General features: G+C 47.1%; 13 protein-coding genes. 6 read left to right on the forward strand and 7 right to left on the reverse strand.

Features of this window, described 5'->3' with window-relative positions; translation table 11 throughout:
• The first annotated feature begins 9 nt into the window (after positions 1-9).
• From NIASO_RS01685 to NIASO_RS01695, 3 genes are read left to right on the forward strand one after another with little or no spacing between them, the layout of a single operon-like run.
• Positions 10-1,461: an MFS transporter gene (locus tag NIASO_RS01685; RefSeq protein WP_008581946.1), complete on the forward strand. Its 1,452-nt coding sequence runs from the start codon at positions 10-12 to the stop codon at positions 1,459-1,461.
• Positions 1,462-1,480: 19 nt separating this feature from the next.
• A complete protein-coding gene (locus tag NIASO_RS01690; RefSeq protein WP_008581944.1) occupies positions 1,481-2,536 on the forward strand; it encodes a glycoside hydrolase family 43 protein in 1,056 nt (351 codons plus the stop codon).
• Positions 2,533-4,446 carry a sialate O-acetylesterase gene (locus NIASO_RS01695; RefSeq protein ID WP_008581942.1) on the forward strand — a complete coding sequence of 638 codons (1,914 nt, stop codon included), beginning with the start codon at positions 2,533-2,535 and terminating at the stop codon, positions 4,444-4,446. Before NIASO_RS01690 ends, NIASO_RS01695 begins: the two co-directional genes overlap by 4 nt.
• A 62-nt stretch (positions 4,447-4,508) precedes the next feature.
• On the opposite strand, the gene NIASO_RS01700 is transcribed toward NIASO_RS01695, so the two are convergent.
• From NIASO_RS01700 to NIASO_RS01720, 5 genes are all read right to left on the reverse strand, one after another.
• Complete coding sequence (locus NIASO_RS01700; RefSeq protein ID WP_008581940.1) at positions 4,509-4,862, reverse strand: nuclear transport factor 2 family protein; 354 nt, start codon at positions 4,860-4,862, stop codon at positions 4,509-4,511.
• 114 nt (positions 4,863-4,976) lie between these two features.
• Positions 4,977-7,067 (reverse strand): alpha-galactosidase, encoded by a 2,091-nt coding sequence (locus NIASO_RS01705; RefSeq protein ID WP_211139876.1) that lies wholly within the window; start codon positions 7,065-7,067, stop codon positions 4,977-4,979.
• Positions 7,068-7,385: 318 nt separating this feature from the next.
• Complete coding sequence (locus NIASO_RS01710; protein ID WP_008581936.1) at positions 7,386-7,823, reverse strand: cold-shock protein; 438 nt, start codon at positions 7,821-7,823, stop codon at positions 7,386-7,388.
• A gap of 59 nt (positions 7,824-7,882) precedes the next feature.
• Positions 7,883-8,140 (reverse strand): hypothetical protein, encoded by a 258-nt coding sequence (locus NIASO_RS01715; RefSeq protein WP_008581934.1) that lies wholly within the window; start codon positions 8,138-8,140, stop codon positions 7,883-7,885.
• 49 nt (positions 8,141-8,189) lie between these two features.
• Complete coding sequence (locus tag NIASO_RS01720; RefSeq protein ID WP_008581932.1) at positions 8,190-8,462, reverse strand: RNA recognition motif domain-containing protein; 273 nt, start codon at positions 8,460-8,462, stop codon at positions 8,190-8,192.
• Between the two features lie 254 nt (positions 8,463-8,716).
• Here NIASO_RS01720 and NIASO_RS01730 point away from each other — a divergent pair, with 254 nt between their 5' ends.
• Positions 8,717-10,393: a Na+/H+ antiporter gene (locus tag NIASO_RS01730; RefSeq protein WP_008581931.1), complete on the forward strand. Its 1,677-nt coding sequence runs from the start codon at positions 8,717-8,719 to the stop codon at positions 10,391-10,393.
• A gap of 225 nt (positions 10,394-10,618) precedes the next feature.
• Here the strand turns inward: NIASO_RS01730 and NIASO_RS01735 are convergent, their stop codons facing one another.
• Positions 10,619-11,656 carry an Atu2307/SP_0267 family LLM class monooxygenase gene (locus tag NIASO_RS01735; protein ID WP_008581928.1) on the reverse strand — a complete coding sequence of 346 codons (1,038 nt, stop codon included), beginning with the start codon at positions 11,654-11,656 and terminating at the stop codon, positions 10,619-10,621.
• 227 nt (positions 11,657-11,883) lie between these two features.
• On the opposite strand from NIASO_RS01735, the gene NIASO_RS01740 reads away from it, so the two are divergent.
• Positions 11,884-12,507: a dihydrofolate reductase family protein gene (locus tag NIASO_RS01740; RefSeq protein WP_008581926.1), complete on the forward strand. Its 624-nt coding sequence runs from the start codon at positions 11,884-11,886 to the stop codon at positions 12,505-12,507.
• Positions 12,508-12,534: 27 nt separating this feature from the next.
• The gene (locus NIASO_RS01745) at positions 12,535-13,050 is read left to right on the forward strand and encodes a GNAT family N-acetyltransferase (protein ID WP_008581924.1); all 516 of its coding nucleotides are present in this window, start codon (positions 12,535-12,537) and stop codon (positions 13,048-13,050) included.
• On the opposite strand, the gene NIASO_RS01750 is transcribed toward NIASO_RS01745, so the two are convergent.
• Positions 13,037-13,375, reverse strand: a complete 339-nt coding sequence (locus NIASO_RS01750) for a winged helix-turn-helix transcriptional regulator (protein WP_008581923.1) — start codon at positions 13,373-13,375, stop codon at positions 13,037-13,039. The two genes, NIASO_RS01745 and NIASO_RS01750, sit on opposite strands and share 14 nt — an antisense overlap.
• Between the last annotated feature and the right edge of the window lie 79 nt (positions 13,376-13,454).

Below are 13,454 nucleotides of genomic sequence, written 5' to 3' on the forward strand. Positions count from 1 at the left end.
TAAAATACAATGAGTGAAAAGATTGGCAATAGCCAGAAACTTTCAGTGGCGGAAAAACTTGGATACAGCCTGGGTGACCTGGCGGCGAACCTGGTGTTTCAAACCCTGCTGACCTACCTTGCTTTTTTTTATACTGATATTTATGGATTAAAACCGGAACATGCTTCGGTGATAATGCTTATTGTAGGTTTGATTGCAGCTTTTGGCTTTAACCCCGTGATCGGTGCGCTGGCCGACAGAACAGCGACCCGCTGGGGAAAATTCAGGCCCTGGATCTTATGGACGGCTGTTCCGCTGGGGATCGTAGCGATCCTGGCGTTCAGCACGCCGGCTTTTTCTTATAAGGGGAAAGTGATCTACGCGGCTGCAACGTATTCCTTGCTGCTGTTGTTCTATGCCTCTAACAATCTTCCTTACGCTGCGCTGAGCGGTGTCATCACCGGGGATAGGAAAGAGCGCAACAGCCTGTCGTCTTATCGCTTTGTTGCCGTGATGCTTGCCCAGTTTTTTGTGCAGGTATTTATGTTGTCTATTATCGAAGCTGCCGGCCACGGAAATAAGTCGGCAGGTATTGAAAAAGTAATGACCTGGCTTGCAGTAATTGGAACAGTCCTTTTGCTTATTACCTTCTTTACTACCCGGGAACGTATTGTGCCGTCGGCCGAACAGCGCTCGGGGGTAAAGGAAGATCTTGGAGATCTGCTGAAGAACAGGCCCTGGATCATTATGCTGGTCCTTACCACGCTGGTATTTGTTACCCTGGCGATGAAAGGCGGTTCCTATGTTTATTACTTTAAGAACTATGTGAATAAGGAGCGGCTTGCTGCTTTTGTTCACCCCGTTATCGGTTTTCTTTCAGGAGCCGGGCTGAATTTTTTTGGCGAAGATCCCGTCTCTGCCGGGTTTGGCTTGTTTAATGCCGGTGGAATTATTTTTATGATCGTTGGTATTATACTGTCGAAAAAGTTTGCAGATAAATATGGCAAACGTGATGTTTTTGGCATTTGCCTGTTTCTCTCAACCCTCTTTATCCTGGCATTTGTATTTTATCCTCCACAGGCGGTAGGCCTTATGTTTGCATCCCAGATCCTGCATGGCTTCTTTTATGGGTTAACCATTCCCCTGTTGTGGGCAATGATTGCAGATGTTGCCGATTACAGCGAATGGAAAAATAACCGCCGGGCCACGGCCATTATTTTCTCTGCAATGATGGTTGGGCTAAAAGTGGGACTAAGCCTGGGAAGCGCATTGCTTACCTGGATACTGGGGCTTTATGCCTATATTCCCGATAGCAATGTGGAACCGGCAAGCGCCATACAGGGAACAAAACTGCTGGTAAGTATTTTTCCCGCTATCCCGTTCCTGGCAGGTTGTATATTGTTGTTTTTTTATCCGATTGATAAAAAAATGGAGGTAGCGATTGAAGCAGACCTGAAGCAGGTAAGGAGTATGAAATTATAATATAAACCCGGTTCGTATTATGCCCGAAGAAAGTGTACAACATATCAATTTTGAAGACCTGGATCAGAAGGCGCTGTCCCGGCCACTGATTGAACATATTTATACAGCCGATCCCTCGGCGCATGTGTTCAATGGCAAAATATATATTTATCCATCGCACGATATTGATGCCGGCGATGCGTTTGACGACCTGGGCAGTCATTTTGCTATGGAAGATTATCATGTTATTGCTATGGACAGCCCTTCCGGCACGGCAACGGACTGTGGCATGGCGCTGCATGTAAACGAAGTGCCCTGGGCCGAAAAACAGCTATGGGCGCCCGATGCCAATGAAAAAGATGGCAGGTATTATCTTTTCTTTCCTGCAAAAGATTATGAAGGTATTTTCCGGATCGGCGTAGCCGTGGGCAATGCGCCGGAGGGCCCGTTCGTTCCCCGGCCTGAAGCGATCAGGAATAGTTTTTCAATTGATCCTGCAGTATTTAAAGATGATGACGGCAGTTGTTATATGTACTTTGGCGGCATCTGGGGCGGCCAGCTACAACGCTGGCGCACCGGGGTGTTTGAGGGCTCGGAGCCCGAAAGTCCTTTTGCTCATTTACCAAAAGAAGATGAGCCGGCGCTATGCCCGAAAGTAGCCCTGCTTACCGCCGATTGGCTGGAGTTTGCCGAAGCGCCGAAAGATGTGGTCATTACTGACAAAAAGGGCGCGCCCCTTTTGCAGGGAGACGGGAACAGAAGATTTTTTGAAGCCAGTTGGATGCATAAGTATAACGGGAAATATTATTTCTCTTATTCAACCGGCGACACACATTTTATTTGTTATGCCATAGGAGAACATCCGTGCGGACCGTTTACCTATGCCGGTACAATTTTGAATCCTGTGGCGGGCTGGACAACACATCATTCCATTGTGGAATGTAACGGCGAATGGTATTTGTTTTATCATGACAGCAGCCTGAGCAAAGGAGTAACCCATCTGCGCAGTATCAAAGTAACCCGGCTGCAATACGATGAAAACGGGTTTATAAAAACGATCGACCCCTACGGGGATTTAAAAGTTATTGAAAGATGAAAAAAGTTAGCTGCGTCCTGCTTTTTATATTAAAATCATGGTGGGGTGTTGCACAGGTGCAACTGCCCCGGATCATACGTGATAGTATGGTTTTACAGAGAGATACTAAGATCAAAATATGGGGCTGGGCTACTGCCGGTGAAAACGTTACTGTTTTGTTTAAGGGCAAAAAATATAAAACAACAACCGCTCCTGGCGGGAACTGGGCTGTGCTCCTGGCGCCGGAAAAAGCAGGCGGCCCTTATGAAATGCAGATAACCGGGAAGAATACTATTCTGCTCCGCAATATCCTGATCGGCGAGGTATGGCTTTGCTCCGGTCAGTCGAATATGGAACATCAGTTGGCGCTGCACAGCGTCGTTTATGCCCGGGAAATAGAAAACGCACATTACCCGGAGATCCGCCAGTTTAAGGTGCCCGGCGTTACGAATTTACAGGAGCCGCAAAAAGAGCTGCCTGCAGGTTCCTGGAAGGCTGCTGATCCGGAAGACGTAAAGCAGTTTTCGGCAGTGGCTTATTTTTTTGCAAAAGCGTTGTATGAAAAATACCATGTGCCCATAGGGCTGATCAATGCCACCTGGGGTGGTTCTCCTATTGAAGCATGGATGAGTGAAGAAAGCCTGAAACCGTTCCCTGAAATTTACAACAGCGTTTTAAAAAATAAGGATACGGCATATGTCAATAGTTTCGCTTCAGGAAATACTAACAGCAAACCGCCCGCAATTGCCGATAAAGGGCTGCTGGAAAAATGGTTTAGCCCGGATTATACACCCGTAGGCTGGCGTTCCATTGCCGTTCCGGGTTATTGGGAAGACCAGGGTATCCGGGACCTGGATGGTGCGGTATGGTACCGCAGGGAGGTGGAAGTGCCGGCGGCAATGACGAAGCAACAGGCGAAAGTTTTCCTGGGCAGGATCGTGGATGCTGATGACCTGTACATCAACGGGGTGAAAGTGGGCACCACCTCTTACCTGTACCCGCAGCGCCGCTACCCCGTTCCTGAAGGTGTATTAAAAGCCGGGAAAAATCTTTTTGTGGTGCGCGTTACTAATAATAGCGGCAAAGGAGGTTTTGTGCCGGATAAGCCCTACCAGCTAATTGCGGGTGGGGATACAGTTGCATTAACGGGTTACTGGCGCTATAAAGTTGGGCAGGTGTATCTGCCGCGGCAAACTGGGATTACGAATAGTTTTATAAAACAATACCAGCCGGCTGCTTTATACAATGCCATGCTGTCGCCGGTTACCGGTTATACCATCAGGGGTTTTGCCTGGTACCAGGGCGAGAGTAATACCGGGAAACCCCATGCCTACAGCCAGTTACAGCCTGCGATGATCACCGACTGGCGTTCCAGGTGGCACCAGGGAAACCTTCCTTTTTTATTTGTTCAATTGCCGGGATATATGGAGTATAATTACCTGCCATCCGAAAGCACATGGGCGCTGTTCAGAGAAGCCCAGGCAAAATCCCTGTCTCTGCCCAATACAGGAATGGCCGTGGCGATTGACCTGGGCGAATGGAATGATATACATCCCGACCGGAAAAAAGAAGTGGGAGACCGGCTGGCGCTGGCTGCCGAGAAGGTTGCTTATAAGGAAAATATTGTTTACAGTGGCCCGGTTTATCAATCTTCCGCTGTTGAGGGAAATAAAATTATCGTCACATTTAATACTACAGCCAGCGGCCTGGCCACCAGTGATGGCGCCCCTCCGGCTGAATTTGCGATCGCGGGCGCCGACAAAAAATTTGTGTGGGCCGATGCCCGGATCGAAGGCCCGCGCATTATTCTGTCGAATGATAAAATAGCGGCCCCAAAATTTGTACGCTATGCCTGGGCAGACAACCCGGTGAACCCTAATCTGATCAATAAAGCAGGGCTGCCGGCTGCTCCGTTCAGAACAGACCGGTAAGCAGCCCTGCTCGTTTTATTAAAGAAACAAATTTTTCAAGGTATCAGTATCGCCTCACGCCTTTAATAAAAGAATTGCTCGGAGATGATCTTTCCGTCCTTTACTTCGTATACGGCGATCTCATCCGTTTTGCTGCGGCCCTGTCCTTTGAAAGTAGCTTCGAAACCCATGGCACAGGCAAAGAAGTTGCCGGCAACAATAGGAGGGTTGGTATAGCCACCGTGTATTTCTTCAATAAGTTCATTGAACTGTTTTCCTTTTTCATGGATGGCTTCCATGCCCTGAACCGTGCCCCAATGGCTGTGTGCGGGCTCAATGCTTTTGGCATCGGGCGCATATAATTCTGAGTAAATAGTCTGGAAATCATGCTTTGTGTCCAGCTCGTAAAAACGATCGGCTACCTGTTGTGTTGTCATTGTAATAATTTTTAAATGTTTAAGAACTTAAAATTATTTCGGCGTTATGACAACTGTATGTCAGGAGTGTTAATTTTTTGCGGTTGCTCCCGCAGATTTTCGCTGAACAAGGAATCATTCCACTACCCACCACGAATAACTATTCGGTAATAAAGTAACCGGAAGTACTACCTCGTAATTCCTGTTAAGGGAATAAGTTCTGGCGGTTCCTTCCTTTTCCCGGATCTTAGCGGTAGTACTAAGGCCGGTATAATATAACGGTATTGTTATTTGCCGCTTTATTATTTCGTTGGTGGGATTAAACAGCATGATGAAGCCTTTTTCTTTCAAAGAAGGGTTAGTGTGCAGCCAGCCGTCCCAGTCCCGGCCATCGGCCCGGCGCAGGTGGATGATGTCGGAGTTAAGAATGTTCCGGTACTTTTTATACCACTGAATTACTTTTGAAACCAGCTTTCTCGTAGTATCGGTGTCGTAAAGCCGGGGGCCTCTGTAACAGGCCTGTATGCCGGCGCCATAATATTGCATCATAAGCTGCTCATAATCGCTGAGATGTTCTGAAAGCGGCTCCAGCACTGCTTCCGGACCGCCACCCTGGTAGCGGGTAAGCGGTACAAATCCCCAACCCATAGAAGGGGTTTTGTCCCAGGTGCCATCAAAAATATTTTGCCGGTTCAATATTTTTTGCTGCGCGCGCGATAACGAAAAATTGACCTCACGATAACCCAATGCAATTTTATTGGTTCCATCCAGGAAATACCAGTCGGGGGCATTGATATAAATACCACGGTTATTCAGCCAGTGATACAATTCTTTTTGAATTTCCATTTGCCGCCATTGACTATCGTCCACATCCCTATGCCCGGGATGAGTAGTTGACGCACAAAGATCACCAGGATAGGGGCCATCGTTCTCCCAGATATCAAACCCGGTACTCGTAAAAAATTGTTTTATTTTATCGCGGTAAGCCAGGCCCCATTTGCTGCCAAAGCAGGGCGCATTTCCAAAAAAGGCGCCCCCGGTTTTGCCGGTCTTTGGATTGATGACATCATCAGCTTCGCTGATCTTCCTGGAGCTGAACAAAGAATAGGCGCCGACCTTGATGCCCTTCGTATGCGCGTAATCCGCTATTTTTTTGCAACGGTTCAGGTTTTCGGGAGCGACATTTTCCATATTGATATGACTGCCAAAACTCAGGATCAGGGCTTCATAACCGGTGGCGGCACACTGATCGATGGCCTTGTATACCTCATCATCATTTTTACTAACGAGGTGCATGAAAATGGGATTGGCTGTTGTCCAGGGGGCAATGGTACGGTATAGTTGCTGTACTGCCATACCTCTTCGCTGACGGTCATAGCTATCCATAGCCAGCTCGTAGGTGCGGATGGAAATAAATTGTCCGCCGGGTTGCAGATCAATGCCGGGGCCATGATCGGGGTATACTTCCAGCAGGCAGGGCGTTTGATAATTATAATTCACCTGTGAAGTATAGCCCGGATCCGGTTTCCAGTGAGTCGTCTGGTCGCTCAGGTTATAACGCATGGCATTATTAAAAGCGTAATTGGATTCGATATATAATCCTGAAGGCTTTTCCATTTGTTCCGGGCTTCCTACAACGGCGCTTTGTTCTTCCACCATACCCAGGATCTCATTAACCAGTTGATTGATGCGAACTGCTTTGGGAGACCGGTTATCGATGCTCAGCCATTTAGCAATTAAGGGCAGTCCATCGTAAAGCTCATAATGCACAGTGATCTCCAGGCCGCGGAGCGCGGCTAACGGCGATTGGTAAATAAAATTCAATAGTTTGCCGGTGGCGGATTTCCGGTTCGTTGCCCAGCATTTTGTTTGGGGGCTAAGGTAGGGCGGCAGGTCCAAAACCTCATGGCGTACATAAACAAAATCACTGTCCCGTTTTTTAAAAGAATCGATCCATTTGGGTAACAGGTAGGCTTGTTCTGTCTGACCATAGAGGCCGCCTATGTTATATGAAATCCCGTCAAGGGTAACACGCGCCTCGGGTTTTACAGCGCGCAATAATTGTTGACCGGTGCTGCTGTTTTTATAATCGATACAGGCTACATTGGGTTGCATCCGAAAACGGCGCTGCACCAACCCGTTGTTCAAAAGGAGCTCTTTTTTATCAGCGCTTTCCGTAACAACTGCCCTGCTTTTAACCGGCGTAACCAGCCAATCGGATGGCATGGACTGTGCTTGGGTAAATAAAAAATTACAGCAAAAAATGAATGCCAAAAAAAATCCGGACAGCCTCATAGTTTATTAAATTATAAAGCTAAGATAAGCTACGGGCCGTTATGGCTGAAAACAAGGCCAATCTTATTTTTTATTATGAAGAATGATGGGGGCCGAGCAAACGAATCGGGCTCCCGGTAAAGGGCCGACCGGAATAATCCAGATTACACCTCATAAAATGAAACGCTGGTGCCAGAAAGTAAAGGATCCTCTATCCGTTTTTTCATGAATAATGGCCATGAATCTGCGGAATCAATTGGAAACGGAAAATCAAACGGCGGCTTTTACATTTACAGCTATCAGGCCTTTGGGGCCGCGCTCTATTTCAAAAGCAACTTTCAGGTTTTCTTTTAATTCAACAGCCGATGCGTTCACGTGTACGAAAATGCTTTCGCCTGTATGGGTGTCCTTAATAAATCCGAATCCTTTGTTGCTGTCGTAAAAAGTAACAACGCCTGTATGGGTGTTATCGACTGGATTTAAGGCCCGGCTATTGGCTACAACGGGTGGGATGTCAGTAATGGGTTTGTGGGTTCTGTCGGGTGGTGTGGCAGACAGGTTGCCGTATTCATCTACATAGGCAAGCATATCATCAAAGCTTTTGCCTTTATCGGCATGCTCTTTACGTTCCTGTTTTTTTTCTTCTTTTTTCTTTTTAGCGTTCTTCTTTTTTAATTCTCTTTCCCGTTTATTCCAGCTTTCTGCCATTCTGTTTTTTTAAGTTAAATAATTAAGTAATGCGATGTCTCGCAGTAATCAGCAAATGCCTATTGAGCGGCAGCGCTTAAGCGGGTAAATCCCGATCCGCTGAATAAGCGCGACAGGTTAATGTCCTTCGTTTGTTTCCACCGTTCCAGGTTTTTAGTGTGCACCACACGCCAGAAGTTTTTTGCTTTCAGCTCATCATAATCACGGGTGTTTATAAAAATGCCGGTCACAGTTGCCCGATCTTTGAAATGAATGTTTATAGTCCCCGCTTTTTTAGTATTGGTTGCTAAAAATTTTTCTATAGATGCTGCATCCATGTGATCTTCTTTTTAAGGTCTTTAAATAACTGAATAACCGGCATTTCTTTTACCAGCGGTTAGAATAGCTGGGCTTTTCTTCTTTGGGACGTGCCTCGGATACTTTAATAGAGCGGCCGTCCTGCATGGTGCCGTTCAGATCCCGGATCGCCTTAATAGCGGCATTTTCATCCGGCATTTCAACAAATCCAAAACCCCTGCTTTGCCGGGTGATTTTGTCTGTGATGACGCGGGCGCTATCCACAGCACCGTATGATGAAAATAATTCAGAAAGGTCTTCAGAGGTAAAGCTGTACCCAAGATTGGACACGAAAATGTTCATTTTGAAAAAATTTAATAATTGATAAATGATTCGAGAAAGGCAAATAATATAAAGCGGAAATGCTGAAAAGCGCGTGCTTATAATAGAGCGGTAACTCAAATTAACGGTGCAAAGATACGTTTTTTTCCTTAAAAACCGCTCTTTTCTTTGATAGCACATACAGAAACCGGCAGATGGCCGTCTGCACAACTCCATGGGATATAAAATTTCCGGGCTCTTCGCTTCCGGAAAGCCGCCCATATATTCCCTTGTAGATGGCGTCGTTTGGTAGTGTCCGGAACAGCATTTTGCTCAGCGCAGCTATTATAAAAGGGTTTCTTATTAATGCCGGTATTGTATTTTTTAGTAGATTCAATATTATGTTGCATCACCTTCCCTTTTATCTCCTGCTGATCGTGTTTATTATGCTGTTGGTTATGCTGGCGAAGCGTATTAATGTTGCCTACCCGATCATACTGGTATTGGGTGGGCTGGCAATCAGCCTGATACCGGCGATGCCGGTAGTGGAAATCAATCACGAACTTATTTTCTTTGTTTTTTTGCCGCCTCTTTTATATGAGGCTGCCTGGCAAACTTCCTGGAAAGAGTTTTGGCGGTTCCGGCGTATCATTAGCAGTTTTGCATTTTTGATCGTAATCCTCACCTCCCTGGTGGTGGCCTGGGTAGCCAGCAGTTTTATCCCCGGGTTTAGCCTGGCATTGGGTTTTCTGTTGGGCGGCATTGTATCGCCCCCCGATGCCGTAAGCGCTTCTGCTATTATGAAATCGGTAAAAGTGCCCAAGGCGCTGGAGGCCATTATAGAAGGAGAGAGCTTATTGAACGACGCATCGAGCCTGATCGTGTTTCGCTTTGCATTGGTAGCGGTGGAAACGGGGAGCTTTGTGTTCCGGGATGCCGCCTTTAGTTTTTTCTGGGTGATACTGGCAGGTATTGCTATTGGGCTGGCGGTAGGCTTTTTGTTCTATTTATTGCACCGGTGGCTGCCTACTGATGTAAATATCGACCTGGTGTTTACGCTGGTGGCGCCTTATGCAATGTACCTGGCTGCAGAATCGCTCCACGTTTCGGGGGTGCTGGCGGTTGTGAGCGGGGGGCTGTTCCTGTCTACCCATCAGCACCGGATCATGAACAGCAGCAGCCGGCTCCGGGTCACCAGCGTTTGGTCTGCGCTGGGCTTTGTGCTCAACGGGCTGGTCTTTATGCTGATCGGGTTGGCGCTGCCATCGATTGCAAACGGGTTGGGAGATGTAAGCATGAACGAGGCGATCGGCTACGGCGTACTGATAACAGGGGTGCTCATCGTGGGGCGCCTGCTGTCGGCCTATGGAGCTATTGGTTTTACCCTTTTTATCAGCAGGTATATCCGGACGGCCGGAGCCCCCCGCAACTGGAAAGCTCCTTTTATATTTGGCTGGTCGGGTATGCGGGGCGTTGTGTCACTGGCTGCGGCTTTATCGATACCCGCGGTTCTTACGGGAACAACGATTCCTTTTCCGCAGCGTAACCTGATCCTTTTTATCACTTTTATTGTTATCCTTCTTACGCTGATCGTTCAGGGGCTCACGATGCCCTGGTTTATAAAAGTACTGCGGCTGGAAGATCCTGATCATCATCCTGCTTATGAAGAAGAACGCAAAATGATCAGTCAACGATTGGCCAGCAATAGTCTGAGTTATATGCGGGAGCACTATGCGGACGAATTAACTGCACAGCCGGCGCTTCAAAAGATCTCACAGATCTGGGAAAGTAAAAAGGAGTTTACGGGAAATGAACAGCTAAACGTGGTTTGCCGCAATGTGTACCTGGAAGTGATCAATAAACAACGGGACTGGTTGCATGAATGGAATAAAGATCTGAAGACCAATGAAGAGATCATACGCGGGCAACTGATGCAGTTGGATCTGGAAGAAGAAAAACTGAAGCTCTCCTGAGTATCCTGTGGTTCGGTAAGAACGACATTTTTATCCGGGCGTAGCGTGCTTTTGAATTGGTTGTACTATTTAGTTCAGCAGGCAGGCGAGGGGCTTCAATATTACCCCCAAAGCGGTTGCAACCTTTATTTGGCAGGATCAAAACAATAAAACAGATGGAAAAATATTTATTTCCGGTTGGCTGCGTTATTTAGGCGCATGTCTGCGTTCAAAAAATAAACATATTTATTGACCTTGTGGCCCGTTAACCAATGGGATCACTTTTGTACCGATCAGTTCTATTGATCGGTACACCTGTTCATGGGTAAGCCCGGGATTATCCATCTGGAAGGTGAACCTGGAAATGCCCCCTAATGCTTCGCTGTGGCGCAGGATCTTTGTTGCTACCTCTCCGGGATCGCCTACGACATAGGCCCCGGTTGGCCCGGCCTGCGCTTCAAATTGCGCGCGTGTGGGTACCGCCCAGCCCCGTTCCTTGCCGATCTTTCCCATCATTTGCTGGTATCCCGGGAAATACGCGTCCTTTGCCTGCTGCGTGGTTTCAGCTACATAGCCCAGGAAGTGCAATCCTACTTTTAGCTTTTCACGCGGGTGGCCGGCTTTTTTACCTGCCTCATAATACAGGTCGATCAAAGGACGGAAATTACGCGTCTCCCCGCCGATAACCGCTACCATCAGCGGCAGGCCCAGCATGCCGGCCCGCACAAAAGATTGCGGTGTTCCGCCAACGCCGATCCACACAGGAAGAGATCCCTGGTAGGGCCGCGGGTAGATAGGCTGCTCCTGCAGTGCAGGGCGGAACCGGCCTTTCCAGGTTACTGTTTCCTGATCCCGGATGGCCAGCAGCAATTCGATCTTTTCGGCGAAGAGCGCATCATAATCGTCCAGATTCAACCCGAATAAAGGGTATGCATCTACAAAAGATCCCCTGCCGGCTACGATCTCCGCACGGCCTTTGGAGATCAGATCCAACGTGGCGTATTCCTGGAACACCCGCACCGGATCCGCCGCACTTAATACCGTGACGGCGCTCGTCAGGCGTATGTTTTTAGTACGGGCAGCGGCGGCGGCCAGGATCACCGCAGGCGCTTCATCCAAAAACTCTTTGCGATGATGTTCGCCCAGTCCAAAGACATGCAATCCAGACCGGTCGGCAAACTCGATCTTTGCCAATAATGCCTCCATGGCCTGCAGGCTCTCCCCGGGGCGCAGCGGACCATCATAGGCCCCGGTTGCAATAAAACTATCTATTCCTATTTCCATGATTTTTTAAATTGTAAAAACGCCGGATCCGGTTTGTTCCCCTCCCGTTACTGCGTCTTTGTCTTGTCAATTTAAATCATAATGATCATTTTAAAAAGAATAATATGCAAAACGGTAGATTGTGGTAGCCTACCTTTAGTCTATCGCATTCGCAGCGTTCGTTGTATTCAATACTTGCATAATTTAGCCTTGAAATAAGATCTGCTAAACAATAAAGAATAAAAATTATGAGCAAAATTATTTTCGACAGCGCTATATCACTTGATGGTTTCTTTGCGGGGGACAACAGGGGCCCCGACAACCCAATGGGGGGCGTTTCCGGGAAAATTCATAGTTGGATGTTTAAACAAAAAGCATTTTGGAAAAATATCAATAGGGAAGGGGGCGAAGAATACGGCGCAGACAGCAAGTTAATTGATGAGGTGTTTGCAAGAACGGGTGCTTACATTATGGGAAAACGAATGTTTGAAGAAGGCGAAGTGCATTGGGCGGAAGATTTATACAAAACAGATGTGTATGTGCTGACGCACGAGCGACGGGAGCCCTGGGTTCAAAAGGGAACCACAACTTTCTATTTCATCAACGACGGCATACAAAGTGCTTTGGAAAAGGCAAGACGATCCGCCGGCGGCAAAGACATAAGAATACAGGGCGGTGCTGATACGATCCGGCAATTTCTCAATGCAGGACTCGTGGAAGAATTTTTCATTCATATTGCTCCTGTTTTTTTAGAGAGCGGTATCCGGTTGTTTGATGGTATTGATAAAGACAAATATGAAATTCAAATTATTGAAGTAATACCCTCCGACCAGACAACGCACCTGAGATACCGGTTAACGAAGAAGGTATAGGAATAATAACAATCAGAAGATAGTGCAATGAAAATACAGAACAGCAACCATAAAGATATTGATGAGATTTTCAGGCTGTACCAGATTGCCACCGATTTTCAAAAGACCAAATTTAGCGTTCACTGGCCAGCATTTGAAAGAAGCCTCGTTGCCACCGAAATTGCCGAAAACCGGCAATGGAAAATGATCCTGGATGATACCATTGCCTGTGTTTGGGCTACAACCTTTGATGACCCTCAGATCTGGGAAGAACGCAATGCGGATCCTGCCGTATATATTCACCGGATAGCGACCCACCCTGATTTCAGGGGCAACAATTTTGTAGGATCTATTGTAGAATGGGCAAAACAATACGCTTTGGAAAATAAGAAAAAATTTATCCGGTTGGATACTGTGGGCGATAACCCAGGGCTTATCGCATACTATACCAGATCCGGCTTTGAGTTTTTAGGATTGTCAAAACTCAAAAACACAAAAGGGCTTCCCGCTCACTATGATAATGCAACCGTAAGCTTGTTTCAAATGGAAATTACTTTTGCTTAAGGATCTTAAGCCGGTGATTTTGTCCCCATTTGTTCATGGCTTCCAATACTTCTTTTAATGTTTCACTGTAAGGCGTCATGGCATAGCGCACCGTAACCGGTTTGGTGTCGCAAACCGTGCGGCTTACCAGCCCGTTCATTTCCAGCTCCTGCAGTTCTTTTGACAGGATGCGGGGCGAGATCCCGGCTTCTTTTGCCAGCGTGTTAAACGTGCGCGGACCATCTATTAAAATGGAGGTGAGCACCAGTTTCCATTTGCCGCCCACCACATCCAGGGTATCCCGGATGGCCAGCTTTGAAATTTTACAGGCTTCTGTTTTCTGCATACAATATTCTTTTTGTAACTACTATCCTTTTTGTAATAAGTAACAAAGGTATAGTAATTAGTTGGACTTTTGTGGCTGA

It is taken from the genome of Niabella soli DSM 19437, from assembly GCF_000243115.2.
Taxonomy (GTDB): Bacteria; Bacteroidota; Bacteroidia; order Chitinophagales; family Chitinophagaceae; genus Niabella; species Niabella soli.

Coding starts and splice junctions, on each gene's coding strand:
- NIASO_RS01685 (WP_008581946.1), top strand. CDS start 10: ATGAGTGAAAAGATTGGCAATAGCCAGAAACTTTCAGTGGCGGAAAAA.
- NIASO_RS01690 (WP_008581944.1), top strand. CDS start 1,481: ATGCCCGAAGAAAGTGTACAACATATCAATTTTGAAGACCTGGATCAG.
- NIASO_RS01695 (WP_008581942.1), top strand. CDS start 2,533: ATGAAAAAAGTTAGCTGCGTCCTGCTTTTTATATTAAAATCATGGTGG.
- NIASO_RS01700 (WP_008581940.1), bottom strand. CDS start 4,862: ATGACAACACAACAGGTAGCCGATCGTTTTTACGAGCTGGACACAAAG.
- NIASO_RS01705 (WP_211139876.1), bottom strand. CDS start 7,067: ATGCCATCCGATTGGCTGGTTACGCCGGTTAAAAGCAGGGCAGTTGTT.
- NIASO_RS01710 (WP_008581936.1), bottom strand. CDS start 7,823: ATGGCAGAAAGCTGGAATAAACGGGAAAGAGAATTAAAAAAGAAGAAC.
- NIASO_RS01715 (WP_008581934.1), bottom strand. CDS start 8,140: ATGGATGCAGCATCTATAGAAAAATTTTTAGCAACCAATACTAAAAAA.
- NIASO_RS01720 (WP_008581932.1), bottom strand. CDS start 8,462: ATGAACATTTTCGTGTCCAATCTTGGGTACAGCTTTACCTCTGAAGAC.
- NIASO_RS01730 (WP_008581931.1), top strand. CDS start 8,717: ATGGCGTCGTTTGGTAGTGTCCGGAACAGCATTTTGCTCAGCGCAGCT.
- NIASO_RS01735 (WP_008581928.1), bottom strand. CDS start 11,656: ATGGAAATAGGAATAGATAGTTTTATTGCAACCGGGGCCTATGATGGT.
- NIASO_RS01740 (WP_008581926.1), top strand. CDS start 11,884: ATGAGCAAAATTATTTTCGACAGCGCTATATCACTTGATGGTTTCTTT.
- NIASO_RS01745 (WP_008581924.1), top strand. CDS start 12,535: ATGAAAATACAGAACAGCAACCATAAAGATATTGATGAGATTTTCAGG.
- NIASO_RS01750 (WP_008581923.1), bottom strand. CDS start 13,375: ATGCAGAAAACAGAAGCCTGTAAAATTTCAAAGCTGGCCATCCGGGAT.